Source organism: Yersinia ruckeri ATCC 29473, from assembly GCF_000754815.1.
GTDB lineage: Bacteria > Pseudomonadota > Gammaproteobacteria > Enterobacterales > Enterobacteriaceae > Yersinia > Yersinia ruckeri.
In genome coordinates this window covers 929,303-952,283 of the sequence record NZ_KN150747.1, presented here as the reverse complement: position 1 = coordinate 952,283, position 22,981 = coordinate 929,303, and the positions used below count along the sequence as shown (strand labels likewise).

The window sequence follows — 22,981 nt, the reverse complement described above, 5'->3', positions numbered from 1 at the left end:
AACCTGATTAGAGGCAAGTATTAAAATGCAGCGGCGGGTGCAGCCTGAGTAATGAGCTGACCAGCAGAGCCACGATCAGCCATTTCCAAGGTTTGACTATAGAACAGGAACGGGAAATGCTCGGAAGAAACCTGATTAAAGTACACCAGCAGCTCCACATCACCATCGACCCAAACCGTGTCTTTCCAACCGCGATCTTCTGCCATTGCTGGCGCACCGTTAACATTTTTCACCAGGAAAGAGACGCCCTGAATATGGAATGCCTGCGGCATATCGGCGTGCAATGTCCAACGTTCCCAAGTGCCTTGCTGTGCCTGAGCATCAACCCGATTCATATCCCAGATTGCGCCATTGATTCCCGGTAGATTATCGCCTAAACGGAATTCACGGGAACGAACCACATTGCCATCCAGAATCTGATCAGCCAGTAAGCGCATGGGTAAATTATCCGTGACCAGAGGTAACAGTCCGGTAGGTTTCAACGTCAGAACCAGCGTAGAAATCAGAATACTTGAGGGTTCAAATAACCCGCGCAGACGATCCATGATGCCCGCAGATTCCCCCGCAGTAATCGAAACTTCACTGCCCTGTGACATATCAATCAGTATTTCTCGCCGTTCGCCCGGCGCTAGCGAAAGCTGCTGCACCGCAACGGGTGCCGGCAGGAAGCCCTGATCGCTGGCCACCACATGAAAAGGCCGTCCATCGCTAATTTGCAGAATGTAGCGGCGGGAATTGGAAGCATTAAGCAATCGTAGTCTCACCCAACCACGGGAAACCTCAACAAATGGACTCTGTGCGCCGTTGACCAGTAAGGTATCACCGACAAAACCGCCTTTGGCTGGCGAGTTATATTCGGGTGTACCAAAGTTGTCCAAGCGCTTATCTTGCAAAATAATCGGAAAATCATCGACACCGTAATGACTCGGTAGCGGCAATGCTTTGCTCACTTCATCTTCCACCAGCCACATACCCGCCAGCCCGTTATACACATGGGGAGCCATGCGATTCGGCGTATTGGCGTGATACCAGCAGGTCGCCGCCGCCTGACGGATTGGCAGCACCGGAGACCAGTCAACACCAGGTGAAATCATGCGCGCTGCACCGCCCATTAAGGTCCCCGGCACTTGTAACCCACTGATGGTCATAGAAACAGGTTCTGGTAAGCGGTTACTGTAAATCAGTTTGACATCATCGCCACTGTAAACCCTGACCGTTGGCCCGAGGTACATACCGTTGATGCCCCACACTTCCGCCTTCTTACGACCAGAGATAAATGCCCAATGGGCGCGCTGTAAGGTGAGAAACAGCGGCTGTCCACGACGGGATTCCAGTAAAGGGGGAACCGGTAAGGAAGGTTGTTGACTACCGCTAGCCTGTGCCCTCAACGGCAGTGAACTTGCGCAAAGCGCCAAGCCCGAAGCCTGAATGAACTGGCGACGACTGAGTGACATATCTTCTCCGTGAAAAGCACTAACAAACCGTATGCAAAAATTTTGCCCACCGACACCACGGGGATACAGGAGAGCAAAACACTAACGACCAGAGTCGTTTAAAATAAAAGCATTTTTATTCTAGCGTATTCGATAACATACTGGGGAATCGCTATTTTTTTTCTATCACACGTTCAGCCACTTCGGCATCCAACTGCTGAATCTTTTCTGCCATCAGGTTGCGGCAATGTTCAGCCAATTCACGCACATTCTCTTTACCGTAACCGCGGGTATCAATGGGTGGCAGCATCTCGACAATGACTCGCCCATTGTTCCAACGGTTCAGATTAATAGTGCCATTGGTATTGGAAACACAGACCGGGACAATCGGCACGCCGGCGGCAATTGCCGCATGGAAAGCGCCGGTTTTAAAGGGCAGCAAGCCACGACCACGGCTGCGGGTACCTTCTGGGAACATCCAGATAGAAATATTTCTTTTTTTAACCTGTTCCACTACTTGCGCAATAGTTCCGTGAGCCTTGGCGCGATTATCACGGTCGATCAGCAGGTTGCCAGCCAGCCAGTACAGTGGCCCAAACAACGGAACCCACAGCAGGCTTTTCTTACCAACAGTAACGGTGCCAGGTTGTACCACATTCGACATGGTGACCATATCGTAGTTATTCTGGTGGTTGGCAATATAGACACAGTTACCATAGTTAGCCACTTCAGCCGGTATCCGTTGCTCAACTTCAATGCCGAACAGCCGCGACATACGGCCAAACAAATGTCCGAAAGTCGCGACGTGACGAGGATTTCGCGGACTGAAAAGACAATAAATTGAGCCAAACACACACACCAGTAAACAATAAAAAATCGCCAGTATCGCGCGTAAAATTAATAACATAACAACCTCTTGAAAACCTAATCGACGCTAGTATAGCGGCTGCGATGCAAAACACCGCGTAGATTCATCGCCATAATAAAACGCCGTCACAGTAGGTTCAAATAATCTGGAGAAATGGTTCAATAGCCATGACCGGCCACAGCAAACAGACTACCGGTCAGGACGGTATCGATGCGAATAGCCACCGCTCACTGTCTGTGGCTATTCGCTTTGGGACAAGAATTACTCGCTGGCTTCAGGAGATTCCGGGCGTACTGGCGCATCCACTTCCACACGGTCGATTTTCTGTAGGCCGCGTGGTAGCGGTGAGCCTTTGCGCCCACGTTCAGCTCGGAATTTCTGTAAATCCTCTGGGCGTAAGATCAGTTTACGTTTACCAAAGTACAGCGTTACCGATGTTTGTGGTGGCAATACAAACAGCCACGCCAAACCATCTTCCCCTGCTGCTGCCTGTGCCGCTGGGATAGAGACAATTTTATTCCCCTTCCCTTTCGATAATTCCGGCAAATCAGCCACTGGGAACATCAACATCCGTCCAGCTGCCGTGATAGAAAGCAACATGTCATCCGGGCCATGAATTTCTAGCGGTGTCAGTGCCTTGGCATTTTCCGGCAAACTGATCATCGCCTTGCCCGCGCGGTTTTTGGCGACCAAATCGCTAAAAGTACAAACGAAACCGTAGCCGGCATCGGAAGCCATCAACAGTTTTTGATCGTCTGGTGCCATCAATACCTGTTCAATCGTGGCGCCCGGCGGTGGTGTCAGCTTGCCGGTTAACGGCTCTCCCTGCCCACGGGCAGAAGGCAACGTTAGTGGATCCAATGCATAGCTGCGACCGGTAGAGTCAATAAACACCACCGGTTGGTTACTCTTACCACGCGCAGCGGCGCGGAAACTGTCTCCAGCTTTGTAGCTCAATCCACTTGGATCGATATCATGGCCTTTGGCACTGCGTACCCAACCCATTTCGGACAGTACAATCGTCACGGGCTCAGATGGCACAATATCGTGCTCGCTCATTGCCTTAGCTTCGCCACGTTCTGTCAACGGTGAACGACGTTCATCGCCATACGCCAAGGCATCGGCCTGAATTTCTTTTTTGATCAACGTATTCAATTTGCGCTCTGAAGCCAGCAGCGCTTGCAATTGATCCCGCTCTTTCGCCAACTCTTCCTGCTCGCCGCGAATTTTCACCTCTTCCAACTTGGCAAGGTGACGAAGTTTCAGCTCCAGAATGGCTTCGGCCTGCGTTTCGGAGATACCGAAATGCTGCATCAGCAACGGCTTGGGTTCATCCTCGGTGCGGATAATATGAATCACTTCATCGATATTCAGGAAAGCGATCAGTAAACCTTCCAAAATATGCAGACGCTTCAACACCTTATCCAGACGATAATTCAGGCGCTTACGCACAGTATCCCGGCGGAATTCCAGCCATTCAGTCAGGATCGCCATCAAACCTTTAACCGATGGGCGATGATCCAAACCGATCATATTCATATTGATGCGATAACTGCGTTCCAGATCGGTGGTTGCGAACAAATGGTTCATGACCTGTTCCATGTCCACCCGGTTGGTGCGCGGGACAATAACCAGGCGAGTAGGGTTTTCATGATCGGATTCATCACGTAAATCCTCCACCATCGGCAGCTTTTTCGCCCGCATCTGGTTGGCAATTTGTTCCAGTATTTTGGCACCAGAAACCTGATGGGGCAGCGCCGTGATCACTGCACTGCCATCCTCTTTTTTCCACACGGCACGCATCCGCACAGAGCCGCGGCCATTCTGGTAAATCTTGCGAATTTCATCCCGTGGCGTAATGATTTCAGCGTCGGTCGGGAAATCAGGCCCCTGTACAAACTCCAATAATTCTTCCAGCGAGGTTTGCGGCTTATCAATCAACGCCACTACCGCCTGAGCGATCTCCCGCACGTTATGTGGTGGAATATCCGTTGCCATTCCCACCGCAATCCCAGTGGTACCGTTCAGCAAAATATTCGGCAAACGCGCAGGCAGCATTTTCGGTTCTTGCATGGTGCCGTCAAAGTTTGGCACCCAATCCACCGTACCTTGACCCAGTTCTCCCAACAGCACTTCGGCATATTTGGACAGACGGGATTCGGTATAACGCATGGCAGCAAAGGATTTTGGATCATCCGGTGCCCCCCAGTTCCCTTGGCCATCGACCAACGGATAACGGTAAGAGAATGGCTGCGCCATCAACACCATAGCTTCATAGCAAGCGCTATCGCCATGGGGATGATATTTACCCAAAACGTCACCGACGGTACGAGCTGATTTCTTAAATTTGGCATTGTTGCTCAGACCCAGCTCGGACATCGCATAGACAATTCGGCGTTGTACCGGCTTTAAACCATCGCCAATAAACGGCAACGCCCGATCCATGATGACGTACATGGAGTAGTTCAAATAGGCGTTTTCAGTAAAAGTGTGCAGCGGTAGGCGCTCTGCACCGTCATGAGTCAAATCACTCATTACTTAATTATCCTCAGACTCTGGCTCGAAGATTCTGGCTGATAGCCGATCAACACCGAAAGTTCATTGTAGATTTCTGCTCGCGATAGTAACTCATATGCAGGGTAACTGTCACAAATCCAAAACGATCTGGTCGGGTGAATATTGGCTCTATTGCCCCATGTTACCTATTCAGCCGCCAGGGCTTGAATCGCCGCCGTCAGCACAATTCACGATAAATCTCCGCTCTTTGTTGCCTATCAGTCAATACTGTTCTGACTCAAGGTCTATTTCTTTATAGCCAAACAATCATTAGCATGCTCAGCACAAAAGGTAAGCCAGAAAATAATAATCGCGATTGATACAGCATGTTGTTTTCACTGGTTGTCTTTACACTATCAGGAGTATGACATGAGTAACATATTGATTATTAATGCAATGAAAGAGTTTGCCCATTCTAAAGGGGAATTGAATCACACCCTGACCACCGAAGCCGTCGAGTGTTTGCAGGAACTCGGTCATCAGGTCAAGATCACCGTTGTTGACCAAGGTTATGATATTGAAACCGAAATCGAAAATTTCCTCTGGGCTGATACTCTCATTTATCAGATGCCAGCCTGGTGGATGGGGCCACCCTGGACGCTAAAAAAATACATTGATGATGTCTTTACTGAAGGCCACGGTCGTTTGTATCAAAGTGATGGTCGTACCCGTTCCGACGATAATAAAAAATATGGCTCCGGCGGATTACTTCAAGGTAAAACCTACATGCTTTCAGTGACATGGAATGCACCTGTTGAAGCCTTTACCGATCCAGAACAGTTCTTCCACGGCGTGGGCGTCGACGGTGTTTATCTGCCCATTCACAAGGCCAATCAGTTTCTGGGTATGGAACCTTTGCCGACTTTTATGTGTAACGACGTAATCAAACAGCCTGATATTGCTGGTGATATTGCCCGTTATCGCCAACATTTAACGACGCAGTTTCTTCGATAATCGCTGGCCATCATCACCCTACACCTGAATATCAACATCAAGCCCGGTCGCTGTTAGGCTGGGCGAAACGCTTCCACTTACTGGCGGCAGTTAAGCCTTAATCCAATGACGACCCTGTATACGAATCTGTTCAGTGAGATAATCCAGAAAACAGGTAATACGCGCGACCAATGGTGTATTGCGATAATACACGGCATTAATCGGTTGCCAGCTTTCCAGAGTTTGCTCCACCAGCACTTCAACCAATCGCCCAACGAGCTGGTCTTCCCGCGTCATAAAATCGGATAACTCGACAATCCCTTCTCCTCGTAGCGCCAGATGCCGTAACGTTTCACCGCTGGATGCCGCCACGGTGGGCACGATGGATGAACCGCCACCCGGCAGGTAAGGCAATGCCCACTGATTCAACGATTCCGGCTGAGTGAAACCAAGCAGACTATGCTCGGACAATTCTTCGATGGTTTTTGGCGCGCCGTGGCGCTGGATATATTCCGGACTGGCGAGGATCCGCAGGCGGCTAGCACCCAATCGACGGGCATGAATAGTGGAATCGCGCAGAACCCCAAGTCGAATGGCAATATCGGTTCGCTGTTCCAGCAAATCAATATTCAGATCGTCAGTATTCAATTCCAAATCAATTTGTGGATAGCACGCGCGAAAGCCACCGATCATCGGCACGATGACATGCTGCATAAAAGGTACCGCCGCATTGATCCGCAACCGTCCGGCGGGTTTTAGCCGACGTAGTGCAATTTGTTCTTCGGCATCATCAACCGCGTCAATAATTTGTCGCGCGTGAGCCAGAAACAGTTCGCCTTCCCCAGTCAATTCAAGGCGACGCGTGGTGCGACGTAGCAAGGTCGTTTCCAGCTTTTGCTCCAAACGACTCAACGCCCGGCTAATACCCGATGTGGTTTGATTACGCTGTCCTGCCGCCGCCGTGATCGAACCACTGTCTACTACAGAGATAAAAGCCTGTAATTCTTCCAGGGTGATTTTCATTATTGACGCCTAGGCAAATAGTTAAGTCATTTAACCGTAAGATTCAGCAAAAATGAAGCTATGGTCAAGCGCCAAAGATGACAACGCCCGGTTCTGCAAAGGTGCAGCCGGGCGCGGTTTGGCAGCGAGATCTTCAAAAAGGAAACGTTACACTTCGATTTCTGCGGTATCTCCTTTCTCTTGCAGCCAATTACGCCGATCTTCGGAACGCTTCTTCGCCAACAACATATCCATCACCGCCATGGTTTTCTCGATATCGCTATCATCAACGGTCAACTGCACCAAACGACGGGTATTGGGATCGAGCGTTGTTTCACGCAACTGTAGCGGGTTCATTTCACCCAACCCTTTAAAGCGCTGAACGTTAGGCTTACCACGTTTACGTTTTAACTGCTCCAGTACGCCAGCTTTCTCTTCTTCATCCAGCGCATAGAATACTTCTTTGCCCAAATCGATACGGTACAAAGGTGGCATCGCCACGTACACATGGCCACCACGCACCAGCGAACTGAAATGACGCACAAACAGGGCGCACAGCAAAGTAGCGATATGCAACCCATCAGAATCCGCATCCGCCAAAATACAAACCTTGCCATAACGCAGTTGGCTCAAATCTTCGCTGTCTGGATCAATCCCGATCGCCACGGAAATATCATGCACTTCCTGTGATGCCAAGACTTCATCTGAAGAAACTTCCCAAGTATTCAGGATCTTGCCTTTTAGCGGCATGATGGCCTGATATTCGCGATCCCGTGCCTGCTTAGCCGATCCACCCGCAGAGTCCCCTTCCACCAGGAATAACTCGGTCATGCTGAGATCCTGCGAAGTGCAATCTGCCAGCTTTCCAGGCAACGCGGGGCCGCTGGTCAACTTCTTGCGCACCACTTTTTTCGCAGCTCGCATCCGCCGTTGGGCGCTGGAAATGGCCAGCTCTGCCAATTGTTCTGCTGCCTGCACGTTCTGGTTCAACCACAAGCTAAAAGCATCTTTCACCACGCCAGAAACGAAAGCCGCACATTGACGGGAAGACAGGCGCTCTTTGGTTTGGCCGGCAAATTGTGGGTCCTGCATTTTGACTGACAAAACATAGGCACAACGCTCCCAGATATCATCAGCTGACAGCTTCACACCACGCGGCAAAATATTGCGGAATTCACAAAACTCGCGCATGGCGTCCAACAATCCCTGACGTAAACCGTTAACGTGAGTACCGCCTTGCATGGTCGGAATCAGGTTGACGTAACTTTCCGTCAGTAAATCGCCGCCTTCTGGCAACCATAACAATGCCCAATCAATGGCTTCCGTATCTCCGGCGAAAGAACCGACAAATGGCACTTCCGGCAAGGTAATCAGACCATTAACCGCTTCCATCAGATAATCTGTCAGACCATCGGCATAACACCAGCGCTGTTCGGTATTGTTAAGCAGATCTTTAAAGACAATTTCAACGCCGGGACACAGCACCGCTTTCGCTTTCAACAAATGCGATAAGCGGGAAACAGAAAAACGCGGGCTATCGAAGAAAGACTCATCAGGCCAGAAGTGAACGCTGGTGCCAGTGTTACGCTTGCCACAAGTACCAATCACCTGCAAATCCTGCACCTTATCGCCGTTTTCAAAGGCCATACTGTAAACCTGCCCATCACGGCGCACATTCACTTCTACCCGACGTGACAGAGCATTAACGACTGAAATACCCACGCCGTGCAAGCCACCGGAAAACTGGTAGTTTTTATTAGAAAACTTACCACCGGCGTGCAAACGGCAGAAAATAAGCTCGATGGCTGGTACACCTTCTTCCGGGTGAATATCTACCGGCATGCCACGACCATCATCGATCACTTCCAGTGATTGATCAGCATGTAAAATGACATCAATGCGGCGGGCATGACCGGCCAGCGCCTCATCGACACTGTTATCTATGACCTCTTGGCCGAGGTGGTTCGGGCGCGTGGTGTCGGTATACATGCCCGGACGACGACGCACTGGTTCTAGACCGCTGAGTACTTCAATGGCATCAGCGTTATAGCTGGATTGAGTCATGGTTTGATTTATGTTCGGCTAAGGGTTGGAGGGCTAGCGGTGACAGGCCTGATGGGCCATTACACCCACCGTATCTGGCGGCGTTTACACCGCCCTGTGTCAGGCCGTCGTTAGCCCTAAAAAATTCACAATCGGTGCAAAGTAGTGTTCAAAGCCTACAAAGGCGTGATTTCCACCTGATTCTACCGTTTGCCGGCAAGGCGTGTAATACGCAACGGCTTGCCGATAATCGAGGATTTCATCCCCGGTTTGTTGCAGCAGCCAGAGTAAATCAGGCGACTCCAATGGATCAATCTGCATGACTTTCAGGTCATAAACATGGCGAGACTCTAACACATATTGCTGGCCGGTGTAGGGGTTCTGATTTTGACCGAGGTAATCAATCAACAGCTCGAAAGGCCGCACCGCCGGATTGACCAACACCGCAGGAATACTGAAGCACTGGGATAACCAAGTGGCAAAATAACCACCTAAAGAGGAACCCACCATCCCGATATTCTGACCGGAACGATTCATGATAATCTCCTCCAGCATTGCGGCAGCCTCGGCCGGATAAGGCGGCAACTGCGGCACCAGCATTTCAATGTGCGGATGATGTTCCTGTAACCAGCCTTTCAGCGCAGTGGCTTTCGCCGACTGTGGAGAACTGTTGAAACCATGCAGATAGAGGAGTGTATTCATTAATAACCGTCCGCGTCCATATTAGGGTTGAACTCGTCACTGTCCAAACGACGCACTTCTGTTTCCAAAGTGCCATCCGGCAATAAATCGAGGTAACGCCATCCCGGCGCTACGGTGTCCAAAGTAAAATTAGTACAATGTGGTTTGAATTGCACGCAGGTGGATGGGCTGGCCAGTAAGCGCTTGCCATACCAATCGAGATCCAGTTCCTGATGGATATGCCCACACAGCAATGTGGTCACTCGGGGATAGCGCGTTAGCACCGCGGCTAAAACATGGGCATTACGCAAACTGTGCTGATCCAGCCAGGTACAACCGGAGGTCATGGGATGATGATGTAGCAATATCAACGTATAACGCTGCGGATAAGCCATCAGGCATCGTTCCATCCACTCCAGTTGATGTTCGCTTAGTTCGCCGTAAGGTACACCAAACACCTGGCTATCCAATAAGATGACTTGCCAGTTATCACCGACTAACACCTGCTTTGATGGCGCAATATTAGCCTCGGCCAACACATCGACCATCGCTGGCTGGAAATCATGATTTCCCGGCAGCCAAACGCAAGGCGCAGGCAAACGGGCGATGCCTTTCGCAAAATGCTGATAGGCCGCCACAGAATGATCCTGAGCCAAGTCGCCAGTCGCTACAATCAGATCGTAGGGGTGCTTTTCGGCAATCACCGCATCCAGAACGGCGCGATAACTACGGCCGGTATTCACACCCAGCAAGGTTTCATCCTCACCAGCAAAAAGTGGGTATCTGTTATTTGTAATATTCTGACCCTGGCCCCACTCGCCATAGGCAGCTCAAACAGGCTTTCCAATTGGTATCCTTGTGTTAAGTCTGTCTAACAAACCGGAACCGCCACAGCGCCATGCGCGAAACAAAAGCGCAGCCAGTCAGCAAGAAACTGGTTAATTTGATGCTTTTCGTCCCGTTGATGCAACTTTTTATTCGGATAATCATAACTTGCTTTGAAACGGGAGATCTGCTGACTGGCACACACTTCCGCCACCCTGGCATCGTGATAAAGCCGTACCGACATCGAAGGCAGTCCCCAATGACCCACTACCGGTTCAGTCTGCACTATCTCTACAACCGTGGTGTAACGGGTCGACTCCAAAATGGTCAAGCGATAACGAGTGTGATTAACCTGGTAAGCCACGCTTTCGTTCACTTTATCAACCCGCGGCATTAAACGACGCAATTGTGCGAAATTGGTTTCGCATATCCGCATCATTTCAGGAAAATCAGGCACATAACGCTTAGACATGATTTTTCCACTCTTCTCTTAGTAATTGATGGTGCAACGCCAGCCATTGTAATGCAATCACCGAGGCGGCGTTATCGATCGCGCCTTCTTCTACCCAGCGATAGGCTTGTTCACGGCTAACCACATGCACCCGGATATCTTCATTCTCTTCTTCCAAACCATGAATACCCGCAGCAGTAGTGGCATCCACCTCACCCACCATAATCGACAACCGTTCACTGGTGCCGCCTGGGCTAGCCAGATAACTCAGCACTGGTTTACAACGGCCGACGGTAATACCGGCCTCTTCCTGCGCTTCGCGACGCGCAACATCTTCCACGCTCTCTCCAGGCTCAATCATGCCAGCCACCATTTCCAACAGCCAAGGCGAATCGCTGGAATCGAACGCCGCAATACGCAGTTGTTCAACCAGCACCACTTCATCCCGCACCGGATCATAAGGTAACAGTACTGCAGCATGACCACGCTCAAAAATCTCCCGTTTTACTTCACCACTCATGCCACCGTTGAATAAACGGTGACGAAAGCGGTACAGGTTCAAGGAAAAAAAACCGCTGTAAAGAGATTCGCGTGCAATAATTTCCACATCATCTTTGCTAAAAGTAACCGGTGACCCTTTAGACAATGTCATATACTTTTCTCCTACCTGAGTATTATGTCGATATGCTAATTTTTTATGACACCCCTATTGCCGACACTGAAAGCGGTGGGGCATAAAAATGAAACTGGCAGGCAGGCTATGCCGCCCGAGCTTAAAATAGCAAGCGTGATAGCCTTATGGGAATGGTTGGAAGAATACTCGCGTATGTTTGTGTTAGATTTAGATAAATAAAGGCAAGATGGCACAATCAGCCACCTTATCCCACTGGCAGACTCTGATAGAATCGGCAACAATTCGTCTATCGTCAGTTACCATGGCAATATTTTGCGCACAACTGCTGCACAACAAGGAATGCAAATGAAGAAACTGCTCCCCCTTCTTATCGGACTGAGCCTTGCCGGTTTCAGTACCATGAGCCAGGCAGAGAACCTGCTGCAAGTTTACAAACAAGCACGGGAAAGTAACCCAGACTTACGTAAATCTGCCGCCGATCGTGATGCTGCATTCGAAAAAATCAATGAATCACGCAGCCCACTGTTACCACAACTTGGTTTAGGCGCAGATTATGCCTATAGCCAAGGTTTCCGCGACAGCAATGGTGTAAACAGTAACGTCACTGCGGGCTCACTGACGCTAACACAAACCATTTTTGATATGTCGAAATGGCGCGCACTGACCTTACAAGAAAAAACTGCTGGTATTCAGGATGTTACATTTCAGACTAGTGAACAACAGCTGATTCTCAATACCGCTATCGCCTATTTCAACGTGTTACGGGCGATTGACACTCTGTCTTACACCGAAGCGCAAAAAGAAGCAGTTTATCGTCAATTGGATCAAACGACTCAACGCTTTAACGTCGGTTTGGTTGCGATTACCGATGTGCAGAACGCCCGTGCAACCTATGACAGCATTTTGGCGCAAGAAGTTACCGCACAAAATGGTGTGGATAACGCACTGGAAAACCTGCGCCAGATTACCGGTGTTTACTATCCGGAATTGGCCTCACTCAATGTTGATCGCCTGAAAACCAAGCGCCCAGATGCGGTTAATAACCTGCTGAGCGAAGCGGAAAAACGCAACCTAACGTTGCTTTCTGCCCGTTTGAGCCAGGATTTGGCTCGTGAGCAGATTAAACTGGCAGAAACGGGTTATATGCCAACCATCAATGCAACGGCCAGTTCTAAAATTAGCAACAACCGTTACAGTGGTAATGCCGTCAGCGATCAGCAACGTAGTAACGATGCTGGCCAGAACAGCATTGGGTTGTCCTTTAACCTGCCGTTATATAGTGGCGGTGCGACCAACTCACAGGTAAAACAAGCGCAATATGGCTTTGTTGGTGCCAGCGAACAATTAGAAAGCGCCCATCGTTCCGTCGTTCAGACCGTGCGCTCTTCCTATAACAATATTTCGGCGTCCATTAGCAGCATCAATGCGTTCAAACAGGCCGTGATTTCTGCCCAAAGTTCATTAGATGCGTCAGAAGCCGGTTATCAAGTCGGTACTCGAACCATTCTAGACGTGTTGAACGCCACAACTGCGCTGTATAACGCCAAGCAGCAACTGGCCAATGCTCGTTATGATTATCTGATTAACGAACTGACGATCAAATCCTCACTGGGTACCTTGAACCAAAACGACCTGATGGAGTTGAATGGTGCTCTGGATAAACCGATTTCAACATCGGCGACCAAAGTCACTTCGGAAAGCAGCCAAAGTGCTAGCGCCAGCAGTTACGCTCAAACCTCAGCGCAAACCGCTCCAGTTAGCCAACCAACCGCTACCTCAACGCGTAGCGCTGGTAATCCGTTCCGCAACTAACCGCCGGCATTCCTTTTTTGTCGGTTGTCGTCTCCGGACGCAGTATCTTCTGCGTCCGGATAATTTATCTGTCTCTTGCTGACCTTGGTCACGCTCAAGCATTTTTTGCCAACCAAGAAAGATAGCTGGCACGCAGCTTTACGTATAGCAATGTAAAGTATGCTGCTGGTCTACACACACGCTTTAATTTTATACATCTTTCCCCTATTCTTATGGCAACGCTGTATGACCAACCAACTGGGAAAGGGCGAAAAGCCCGGATATAGGACCAATGACGATGAAACGGACTAAAAACATCAATCAAGAGACATTCCGTAAATCATGGCGCAACTACCGCTTGGCACCCGTCGCTTTAGCAGTGAGTGCCGTATTTATGTTGGCTGGCTGTGAAAAAACCGACGAAACCGTCTCTTTGTATCAGAATGCAGACGACTGTTCGCAAGCCAATCCGTCCAAAAGCGCTGAGTGTACAACCGCTTATAATAATGCTTTGCAGGAAGCGGCTAAAACTGCGCCTAAATATGCAACTCGCGAAGATTGCGTGGCAGAATTTGGCGAAGCTCAATGTACTCAGGCTCCGGTTCAGGCTGGCCTTGCACCAACGGCTGCTCCGGCAGAAGCGGGCGCAACGGCACAACCGCAGCAAAGCGGTAGCATGTGGATGCCTCTGATGGCAGGTTACATGATGGGCCGTATGATGGGCGGCGGCGCAAGCCAACCGTTGTTTACTTCCAAATCAGCCACCAGCCCAGCTAACGGCAAGTTTGTCGATGCAAGCGGTAAAAACTACGGTTCAGCCACCACTGGCCGCTCCATGACTGTGCCAAAAACTGCATTGGCACCGAAACCGGCTATCACCAACACCATTACCCGTGGTGGTTTTGGTGAGTCAGTAGCTAAACAGACCTCTATGCAGCGCAGCAGTGCGACATCATCTAAATCCGGCTCTCGCAGCATGGGTGGCTAAGGTCTGATTAATGAAACGTTTACCCATTAGCGAGCGTCCGGACTGGCGCGAAAAAGCCACTGAATTTGGCTTCAAATTCCACACCATGTATGGCGAACCTTACTGGTGTGAAGATGCTTATTACGAATTTACTCTCGCTCAGATTGAAGAGCTGGAGGACACCACTGCAGAGTTGCACCAGATGTGCCTACAAGTGGTTGAGAAAGTGGTGAACAGCGATGAGTTGCTGGCTAAATTCCGAATTCCTAAGCACGTTTGGGACTTCGTTCGCACCTCCTGGCGCACCAATCAACCTTCACTGTATTCCCGTCTTGATTTGGCTTATGACGGCAAAAATCCAGCAAAATTGTTAGAAAACAATGCAGATACACCAACTTCGCTGTATGAAGCGGCATTTTTCCAATGGCTGTGGCTAGAAGATCAGATTAATGCAGGCAATCTGAGCAGCGATGCCGATCAGTTCAATAGCATGCAGGAAAAACTGATCGAACGCTTTATTGATCTGCGGGATAACCACGGTTTTAGTTTGCTGCATTTAGCCTGCTGCCAGGATACGGAAGAAGATCGTGGTACAGTGCAATATCTACAGGATTGTGCGCTGGAAGCTGGCTTACCAACCGAATTCCTGTTTATGGAAGAAATCGGTTTGGGTGAGAAAGGGCAATTTACCGATCTGGATAATCAAGTGATCGGCAATTTGTTCAAACTCTATCCGTGGGAATTTATGTTCCGCGAGATGTTTTCTACCAAACTTGAAGATGCTGGCGTTCGTTGGCTGGAGCCTGCGTGGAAGAGCATTATCTCAAATAAAGCTCTGCTACCATTGCTATGGGAAATGTTCCCAAATCACCCGAATTTGTTACCCGCTTATTTTGCCGAAGACGAACATCCACCGATGGATCACTATGTGATCAAGCCATTATTCTCACGAGAGGGAGCTAATATCCAAATCGTAGAGAATGGCAAAGAAGTTGCTCGTGTCGATGGCCCTTATGGTGAAGAAGGCATGATCGTCCAGCAATTCCATCCGCTACCACGCTTTGGCGACAGCTACACGCTGATTGGTAGTTGGCTAGTCAACGATCAACCCTGCGGTATCGGACTTCGGGAAGATCGCGATCTGATCACTCAAGATCTTTCACGTTTCTACCCGCATATTATTCTGGGCTAACCTCTATCCGTAATATGATCAAGGGAAGGCGAATGTCTTCCCTTTTTACATCAATAAATTATGCTATTAACCCAAGCGAACGGACAACATACTCAGCGATCCCATTTCAATCCCTTCGGTTGGCAGAGAAATCGCTTCTTTTCCGTCCCAGCTAGCTAAAATGTAGAGTAACGGTAGGAAGTGTTCCGGTGTCGGGTTAGAAAGCGCTGCGCCATCGTGATCCATAAAGTTAACCAATGGATGATTATCACCCTGATAATCAAGATTATCCCGGACAAACTGCTGGAATGATTCAGCCCAAGGGTAAGGAAGAGCCTCATCCTTCCAGTTAACCATTCCCAGGTTATGTACCACGTTACCACTAGCCACAATCAATACGCCTTCCTCACGTAGCGCTGCCAGTTTACGACCCAACTCATAGTGATACGCCGCCGGTTTGGTACCATCAATACTTAACTGCACGACCGGAATATCAGCATCTGGATACATTTTTATCAAGACACCCCATGTGCCATGATCCAAACCCCATTCGTGGGTATCGGCCATCACATCAGCAGGTTGCAGCAACATCTGAACTCGGGCTGCCAACGCGGGCGAACCGGGAGCCGGATATTGGGTATCAAACAGCGCCTGCGGAAAACCACCAAAATCATGAATAGTGCGTGGTTTTTCCATTGCCGTTACCACAGTGCCACGGGTATACCAGTGAGCAGAAATAGCCAAAATGGCTTTCGGGTGTGGGATCGCCTTACCAAACTCACGCCATGCCAAAGTGTAACTGTTTTCTTCCAGCACGTTCATCGGGCTACCGTGGCCGAGAAACAGTGCTGGCATACGAGAGGTATTCATAGAAAATCCTTACTGTTTAGTGAAATCACCGCGCTAATTACGCCTTGATAGCTAGATTACGCGCATTCTTTTCGTTACACAGCTGGATAAGTATGAAGAAGATAGTCAAGAAATTTGAATGGCTAGATAGATACGACCTGAGCCGAAAATCAGCTAGATTACACAATAAAAAAACCGGGCTACCTTCCATTAAACGGAAAATAAAACCCGGTGAGTTCAGTCAGTTCAACCTTACAGCATCCGTGATGCCGCCGTTGATTGATTAACTGGCTTTCTGTGCATGAGCCAAACGGTATTCCGCCAGATCATCAATAGTTACCACTGGCATATCATGCTGTTTAGCAAAGGCAATCACTTCTGGGGCATGTGCCATGCTGCCATCATCGTTGGTCAATTCACACAGTACACCAGCCGGTTTAAAGCCCGCCAACGTTGCCAGATCGATTGATGCTTCAGTATGACCACGGCGAGTAAGCACACCACCAGGTTGACCGCGCAACGGGAAAACGTGACCAGGGCGACTCAGATCGGCAGGTTTGGCGTTATCGTCAATCGCAGCACGAATCGTGGTCAAACGGTCGGAGGCCGACACGCCGGTAGTCACGCCTTTCGCCGCTTCGATAGTCACGGTGAAAGCCGTCTGGAACTGGCTGGAATTATTCGTCACCATCATTGGCAGATCGAGCTGTTGACGGCGCTCTTCGGTTATACACAGACACACAATCCCGCTGCCGTGACGAATTGTCAGAGCCATTTGTTCCACGGTCATGGTTTCAGCGGCGAAGACAAGGTCACCTTCGTTTTCGCGGTTTTCGTCGTCCAACACCATCACACCTTTGCCATTTCGCAAAGCGTCCAATGCATGTTCTACACGCTCAAAAGGCGTGCCAAAATCTGATAGAAGGGTCTGATTCATGGTAAAAACCTCATTAAATTATCGATTACCAGAATCAGGGCGGTCTTGAGGAGTGTTCGCCAATATACGGCAAAAATAACGCAAGTGAGCAGTATGCCCAGCAGATACCGTTACTCTCTCCCATCCGGACTATAACCGTCGGCCCCGGAATCACACCGGATCTGCTGACCTCTACACTGAGTCGAATTAACCACCCAGTGTGAGCGCTCGCGGGCTTCCACAATGCAGCACATAAAGTACCTGATCACGGTTTACCGCCGGTGGGGACTTTCACCCCGCCCTGAGAATAAGCATGAAGACTATAACGCTAATGATTCGTCCGGGCAATTGGCAAAATGCAGAATTAAACCCTAGCGCAAAGGTTTATAGAATTGGCGTCAGGCAGTACACTAATAGACAGTCACTAAACATCAAATTAGGGAAACACCATGATTGACCCGAAAAAAATTGAACAAATCGCCCGCCAGGTGCATGAGTCCATGCCTAAAGGTATTCGCGAGTTCGGGGATGATGTCGAAAAGAAAATCCGTCAGGTACTGCAATCCCAATTAACCCGTCTGGATTTGGTTAATCGTGAAGATTTCGACGTTCAGACTCAGGTATTATTGCGCACCCGCGAGAAGCTGGCGATGCTGGAACAACGAATGGGCGAACTGGAAGCAAAATTTAATGTTGCGCCAGTTGCCGCACCAGACAATACAGAAAAAACTGGCGAGTAATTAGCGGCATAATTTATGCCTGCCAAAAAATATCGACAAAAAAGGGGCTAAATAAATCGCCCCTTTTTCTTTTTAAATCAATTTATTATATTCTTACTGTCGATATTGTCATCTTCGGCAATATCAGTCAAAATCCGATGACGTCACTCATACTTGGCATCTTCGTGGCTCTAAAGGGCACGAATTCCTGGCACGTTCAGAGCGGGGTCTGACTCTCCTCGCTGGGTTGCTACTTCGTCGAGCGGCCTACAGCGGCCATCTCTTCACCGGCCAGCGCGGCGTGCCCACAGCTAAAATATTACGAGTGCCGTTGATATTGGCATTCTCGGTATATCCGCAGGCCAGATACTCAAACAGGTAAACTGGCAAAGCGTCAGTTTACCTACGTCCTTATCATAACCAATCAGACCGGGTTAGCCCCGTCCATTCTTGATCGATTGAATAATATTAGTCGTGGAAACACCATCTTCAAAGTTAAGTACTTTAACTTCACCACCCGCAGCCCAAACTTCGGTGCTACCGGCAATGTCTTCCGGTTTATAGTCACCGCCTTTGACCAGCAAATCCGGCAGAATACCCGCAATCAAACGCTGTGGCGTATCTTCTTCAAAGGATACAACCCAATCGACAGACTCCAATGCACCGAGCACAATCATACGTTGATCCAATGGGTTAACGGGGCGTTTTTCCCCTTTCAGGCGTTTGGTCGATGCATCGCTGTTTACCGCAACGATCAAACGGTCGCCCAATTTGCGGGCATTGGCCAGATAAGAAACATGGCCCGCATGGAGAATATCGAAAATACCGTTGGTCATGACGATTTTTTCACCACGCTGATGTGCCTGATGGACCACCGTCTTTAACTGTTCTTCGGTCATTACGCCAAAACCCGTGCTGGCACGACCACGAATGGCATTTTCCAGTTCCACAGGAGAAACCGTTGATGTCCCCAGCTTGCCCACGACCACACCGGCAGCGGCATTAGCCAAGAAACAAGATTCCTCCAGCGTTTTACCTGCGGCCAGAGCCGTGGCAAGAACCCCGATAACCGTATCACCCGCACCCGTAACATCAAACACTTCCTGCGCCTGAGTAGGCAAATGCAGCGGCGGATGGCCGAGTTGCAGTAAGGTCATGCCTTGTTCGGAACGCGTTACCAGTAACGCCGACAGCTCAAAATCAGCGACCAATTTCATGCCACGGCTGACAAGCTCATCGTCATTTTTACAACGACCAACCACGGCTTCAAATTCGGACAGATTTGGCGTCAACAAGGTCGCACCGCGATAACGTTCAAAATCGCTACCTTTAGGATCAATCAATACCGGAACTTTGGCAGCACGAGCCAATGTGATCATCTGTTGAACGCTAACCAGTGCGCCTTTGGCATAGTCAGACAGTACCAGCGCACCAATGTGCGGCAAGGCCTGTTGAATACGATCAAACATTGGCTGCGGATCGACGCCGTCGAAACCCTCTTCAAAATCCAGGCGTATCAATTGTTGATTACGGGAAAGTACCCGCAATTTGGTGATAGTCGGGTGAGTCGGCAGGGAAACAAAATCGCAGCGTACGTTGACTTCATTTAGCTTACTGGTCAGTGCCCTTGCCGCGTCGTCAATGCCGGTTAATCCTACCAACTGCGACGCGGCACCAAGGGAAGCGATATTCATCGCTACGTTGGCGGCACCACCCGGACGCTCTTCGATGGTATCCACTTTTACCACCGGTACCGGTGCTTCTGGTGATATCCGACTGGTCGGCCCATACCAATAGCGATCCAGCATCACATCGCCAACCACCAGCACACTCGCGCGGCGAAAATCGGGCAGAGTCACTTTCATCCCTTAGCTCCAAAACAGGTCATTATATTGCGGCTGATAATATCACAAGCTTTCACATACCATTAAAATCGCTTTGCCTTATTACGCCGTAGCAACGAGATTTCAGTACAGTTCGACATTCTTGAATAGCGGTTTTCTCATTTTTTGCGTGGCCTATGGCAAAAAAATAGTGCCGCTTAGCAGACGTTTACAATGCTTGAGATCCCGCGCTCAAACTCAAATACAAGGCAAGAAAAAGGGGCGATTTACGCCCCAGAAACCCATATTATGCATCAACACTGACTCACTCCAGCCAATGTTGCCAACTAGCAGCCACTTGCTCTCTCTCTGCCATAAAGCAAGTTGTTGGTACTTTACTGGATAATTCTTGCAACGCCAGATGATGAATTTCATCTCGCATGGTGACATAAGCTTTGGTTAAGGCCGCCGCTTCCCGTGGTTCCATAATATTGTAGTTGGCCATTAGCTCAAAAATACGCACATTGTCTGACCAACGAGTCAAATGTGGCTCTGCGGCAGCATAGCGCAGCACCAAATACTGAGCGATAAATTCAATGTCAGTAATGCCGCCAGCATCGGCTTTGATATCAAAGATATCCCGCTGCTTGCTGCCAAGATGGTTACGCATTTTTTCACGCATTTCACGGACTTCCTGCCGTAAAGTCAGAGCGTCACGCTGCGTGCATAAAATACGCTGACGAATAGCCGAAAACTGTTGATGCAAAGCTGTGTCACCATAAACCATACGTGCTCGCACCAGCGCTTGATGCTCCCAAGTCCAAGCCTCGCTTTGCTGGTATTCGGCAAAGGCCTCGATGGTGCTTACCAGCATGCCTGATTCACCGGAGGGTCGTAGCCGCGCATCCACCTCATACAAAATCCCTGAGGATGTACGGGTACTGAATAAATGCATGACCCGTTGAGCCAAACGTAGATAGAACTGGCGACCATCAATGCTGCGTTCACCGTCAGTCATGACGTCTAGCGGACAGTCCAGCAGGAAGACCAGATCCAAATCCGAACTGTAGCCCAGTTCCCAGCCGCCCAGTTTGCCATATCCGACGACGGCAAAACCGCGCCCCTCGCGATGCTGTAGATGTGTCGGCTGACCGTATCGCTTGACCATTTGGTTCCAGGCTTGCTGGATCACCGCATCAATAATGGCTTCAGCCAGATAGGTTAAGTGATCGCTCACTTTCATTACGGGTAGCGCTTCTGTGATATCGCCTGCCGCAATACGCAATTGCTGGGCCTGCTTGAATTGACGCAAAGCTTCTAATTGCTGCTCTTCATCATCTTCTGGCACTCGCAACAGATATTGGCGTAATTCATCACGATAGGCATCAGGGGCAAGGATTTGATACAGAGAATGAGGGTCAAGCAACTCATCCAACAGGATTGGATAACGGGCAAGTTGGCTGGCCACCATCGGCGATGCAGCGCATAGCCTGATAACATGGGTCAGTGCCGCGTGATACTCCAGTAACAATTCAAGATAAGTTGTGCGGGTAACAATACTGAGCAACAGTTGAATCAGGCGGCTCAGAGCAATATCCGCATCACTGCGTGGGCACACTTCAGCCAGCAAGCGCGGCATCAGTTGATCGAGCTTGTCTCGCCCACGCGGGCCGATAGTGCGTTTATCCACATCATGGCGGAAAGAGGTAAGCAGATTAAGCAACTGTCGGCGGGCATTTTCGTCCAAATGTGGCGTCAGCGGTACTAAATCAGCCTCTTCCAATACATCCAGCCATAAACTGTTATAAACACCGTAACTGGGATCTTCGCCTACATCAGGCGTATCGTCGCCAATCAGATCATCAAAGACCAAACGGACTGTCTGCATATGATTATCTAACGTTTCGTTGAGATCCGCCCAGTTACGTTTGTCCATCCCCCATGCCAGACGCGCCTGATTCAGTGTATCACTCGGCAAGGTTTGGGTTTGTTCATCGCCAATCGCCTGCAATAGATTCTCTAATCGTCGTAAAAACAAATAGCTGAAGCAAAGATCATCAACCTGCCGCTGAGTTAACAATCCCAGTTCAGCAACAGCCTGCAATGTTGGCAATAAAGCGCGTTCTTGCAATCGCGGCTCACGACCGCCACGAATCAGCTGGAATACCTGCGTAATAAACTCAATTTCCCGAATACCACCCGCGCCCAGTTTGATATTGTCTTTCAACCCACGCCGCCGCACTTCGCGAGCAATCATACCTTTCATGTTGCGTAACGACTGAATAACGCTGAAATCAATATAGCGACGAAAAACAAACGGCCGCAGAGTCTGCCTTAGCTCCTGACTGTATTGATCATCGGTTCCACCCATCAGTCGAGCTTTTACCATTGCGTAACGTTCCCAGTCGCGGCCTTGCTCCTGATAGTAATCCTCCAGAGCGGCAAAGCTGAGCACCAGCGGCCCGCTATCGCCAAAAGGCCGTAAACGCATATCGACACGGTATACAAAACCATCAATGGTTTTTTGATCTAACGCCTTAATTAGTCGCTGACCCAAACGAGTGAAGAACTGGGCATTATCCAATTCTCTGCGGCCGCCTCGAGTGTGTCCATTTTCGGGATAAGAGAAAATCAGATCGATATCAGAGGAGAAATTCAGTTCTCCACCGCCCAGTTTTCCCATTCCCAAAACCAGCAGCGGCTGAGGTACTCCGTCATTGTTACAAGGGGTTCCCCACTCTTTACAACAGGTGTGATACAACCAATCCCGGCTAGCAACAATGATACTTTCAGCTAACCAGCTCAATTGTTGCAATGTCTCTTGAGTGGTACTGGTCTTCAACGTCTGCGACCAGGCAATTCGTACCATCATCCGCCGCCGAAACAGGCGCAACGCTTTCATCAGAGTTGCTTCGTCCTGCACTTCGCCAAGTGCCAGCCCAAGCCAATCAGAATAACATTGCCACTCATCTGCCCGTGGCGGCTGCTGGTGCAGTTCTTCCAGCCATTCAGGATGAATCAGCAACATATCGCTGACAAAATCACTTAACGCCAGCACTGAAACGTCTTCATCGGTCAATACCGGACAAACTGGTAGTTCCTGAAAACGCAGTTTTATGCTCTGCACCTGTAGCTGTAATTCTGATGAAAGTGGCAACATTTCGAATTCCTATACAAAAACAGCCGGCAAAAGCAGGCTCAGACGGCTGACAAACCTCGATCCTGCAATCTCTGGTGGGGAAAACAGGGTGAAGAGTCAAGCGTCCGCACCAGGGATGGCGCGGAACGAGCCTACCAGGACGTATTCACGACATCTTGA

17 protein-coding genes, 1 pseudogene and 1 riboswitch are annotated in these 22,981 nt (G+C 49.6%); of the genes and pseudogenes, 5 read left to right on the top strand and 13 right to left on the bottom strand.

Features of this window, described 5'->3' with window-relative positions; genetic code table 11:
- Nucleotides 1-20: 20 nt before the first annotated feature.
- The 3 genes from ftsP to parC all read right to left on the bottom strand — a co-directional run bounded on the left by ftsP (nt 21) and on the right by parC (nt 4,836).
- Entirely contained in the window at nt 21-1,454 is a 1,434-nt protein-coding gene (gene ftsP / locus DJ39_RS04215; protein WP_004721013.1) for a cell division protein FtsP, read from the bottom strand.
- A gap of 151 nt (nt 1,455-1,605) precedes the next feature.
- Nucleotides 1,606-2,340 (bottom strand): 1-acylglycerol-3-phosphate O-acyltransferase, encoded by a 735-nt coding sequence (locus DJ39_RS04210; RefSeq protein ID WP_038244892.1) that lies wholly within the window; start codon nt 2,338-2,340, stop codon nt 1,606-1,608.
- Nucleotides 2,341-2,562: 222 nt separating this feature from the next.
- Nucleotides 2,563-4,836: a DNA topoisomerase IV subunit A gene (gene parC / locus DJ39_RS04205; RefSeq protein ID WP_004721016.1), complete on the bottom strand. Its 2,274-nt coding sequence runs from the start codon at nt 4,834-4,836 to the stop codon at nt 2,563-2,565.
- Nucleotides 4,837-5,226: 390 nt separating this feature from the next.
- Here parC and DJ39_RS04200 point away from each other — a divergent pair, with 390 nt between their 5' ends.
- Nucleotides 5,227-5,811, top strand: coding sequence for an NAD(P)H-dependent oxidoreductase (locus DJ39_RS04200; RefSeq protein WP_004721017.1), 585 nt, complete (start codon nt 5,227-5,229; stop codon nt 5,809-5,811).
- A 90-nt stretch (nt 5,812-5,901) separates the two neighbouring features.
- On the opposite strand, the gene DJ39_RS04195 is transcribed toward DJ39_RS04200, so the two are convergent.
- The 6 genes and pseudogenes from DJ39_RS04195 to nudF form a co-directional block, all read right to left on the bottom strand.
- Nucleotides 5,902-6,813 (bottom strand): LysR family transcriptional regulator, encoded by a 912-nt coding sequence (locus tag DJ39_RS04195; protein WP_004721019.1) that lies wholly within the window; start codon nt 6,811-6,813, stop codon nt 5,902-5,904.
- A gap of 147 nt (nt 6,814-6,960) precedes the next feature.
- Entirely contained in the window at nt 6,961-8,856 is a 1,896-nt protein-coding gene (gene parE / locus DJ39_RS04190) for a DNA topoisomerase IV subunit B (protein WP_004721020.1), read from the bottom strand.
- 99 nt (nt 8,857-8,955) lie between these two features.
- Nucleotides 8,956-9,537 (bottom strand): esterase YqiA, encoded by a 582-nt coding sequence (gene yqiA, locus DJ39_RS04185; protein WP_038244897.1) that lies wholly within the window; start codon nt 9,535-9,537, stop codon nt 8,956-8,958.
- Nucleotides 9,537-10,363, bottom strand: a pseudogene (gene cpdA / locus DJ39_RS04180) (3',5'-cyclic-AMP phosphodiesterase). Before cpdA ends, yqiA begins: the two are co-directional and overlap by 1 nt.
- Nucleotides 10,364-10,387: 24 nt before the next feature.
- The gene (locus DJ39_RS04175; protein ID WP_038244903.1) at nt 10,388-10,813 is read right to left on the bottom strand and encodes a DUF1249 family protein; all 426 of its coding nucleotides are present in this window, start codon (nt 10,811-10,813) and stop codon (nt 10,388-10,390) included.
- Nucleotides 10,806-11,444: an ADP-ribose diphosphatase gene (gene nudF, locus DJ39_RS04170; RefSeq protein ID WP_004721025.1), complete on the bottom strand. Its 639-nt coding sequence runs from the start codon at nt 11,442-11,444 to the stop codon at nt 10,806-10,808. The genes DJ39_RS04175 and nudF overlap by 8 nt, the downstream gene beginning before the upstream one ends.
- Before the next feature lie 327 nt (nt 11,445-11,771).
- Between nudF and tolC the strand changes: the two genes are divergently transcribed.
- From tolC to DJ39_RS04155, 3 genes are all read left to right on the top strand, one after another.
- Nucleotides 11,772-13,238, top strand: a complete 1,467-nt coding sequence (tolC, locus tag DJ39_RS04165; protein WP_038244905.1) for an outer membrane channel protein TolC — start codon at nt 11,772-11,774, stop codon at nt 13,236-13,238.
- A gap of 277 nt (nt 13,239-13,515) precedes the next feature.
- Entirely contained in the window at nt 13,516-14,205 is a 690-nt protein-coding gene (locus tag DJ39_RS04160; RefSeq protein WP_038244950.1) for a DUF1190 family protein, read from the top strand.
- A gap of 10 nt (nt 14,206-14,215) precedes the next feature.
- Nucleotides 14,216-15,376, top strand: coding sequence for a glutathionylspermidine synthase family protein (locus DJ39_RS04155; protein ID WP_004721034.1), 1,161 nt, complete (start codon nt 14,216-14,218; stop codon nt 15,374-15,376).
- A 66-nt stretch (nt 15,377-15,442) separates the two neighbouring features.
- On the opposite strand, the gene ygiD is transcribed toward DJ39_RS04155, so the two are convergent.
- Together ygiD and ribB are read right to left on the bottom strand one after the other, a co-directional pair.
- A complete protein-coding gene (gene ygiD, locus DJ39_RS04150; protein WP_004721037.1) occupies nt 15,443-16,225 on the bottom strand; it encodes a 4,5-DOPA-extradiol-dioxygenase in 783 nt (260 codons plus the stop codon).
- A 262-nt stretch (nt 16,226-16,487) separates the two neighbouring features.
- On the bottom strand, nt 16,488-17,141 hold the full coding sequence (gene ribB, locus DJ39_RS04145) for a 3,4-dihydroxy-2-butanone-4-phosphate synthase (RefSeq protein WP_004721039.1): 654 nt from the start codon (nt 17,139-17,141) through the stop codon (nt 16,488-16,490).
- 108 nt (nt 17,142-17,249) lie between these two features.
- A riboswitch (FMN riboswitch) is annotated at nt 17,250-17,433 on the bottom strand.
- Nucleotides 17,434-17,569: 136 nt separating this feature from the next.
- Here ribB and ubiK point away from each other — a divergent pair.
- The gene (gene ubiK, locus DJ39_RS04140; protein ID WP_004721042.1) at nt 17,570-17,860 is read left to right on the top strand and encodes a ubiquinone biosynthesis accessory factor UbiK; all 291 of its coding nucleotides are present in this window, start codon (nt 17,570-17,572) and stop codon (nt 17,858-17,860) included.
- A gap of 413 nt (nt 17,861-18,273) precedes the next feature.
- On the opposite strand, the gene hldE is transcribed toward ubiK, so the two are convergent.
- Both hldE and glnE read right to left on the bottom strand, forming a co-directional pair.
- Entirely contained in the window at nt 18,274-19,704 is a 1,431-nt protein-coding gene (gene hldE, locus DJ39_RS04135; protein ID WP_004721046.1) for a bifunctional D-glycero-beta-D-manno-heptose-7-phosphate kinase/D-glycero-beta-D-manno-heptose 1-phosphate adenylyltransferase HldE, read from the bottom strand.
- A gap of 283 nt (nt 19,705-19,987) precedes the next feature.
- Nucleotides 19,988-22,822, bottom strand: coding sequence for a bifunctional [glutamate--ammonia ligase]-adenylyl-L-tyrosine phosphorylase/[glutamate--ammonia-ligase] adenylyltransferase (gene glnE / locus DJ39_RS04130; RefSeq protein ID WP_004721047.1), 2,835 nt, complete (start codon nt 22,820-22,822; stop codon nt 19,988-19,990).
- Nucleotides 22,823-22,981 lie beyond the last annotated feature (159 nt).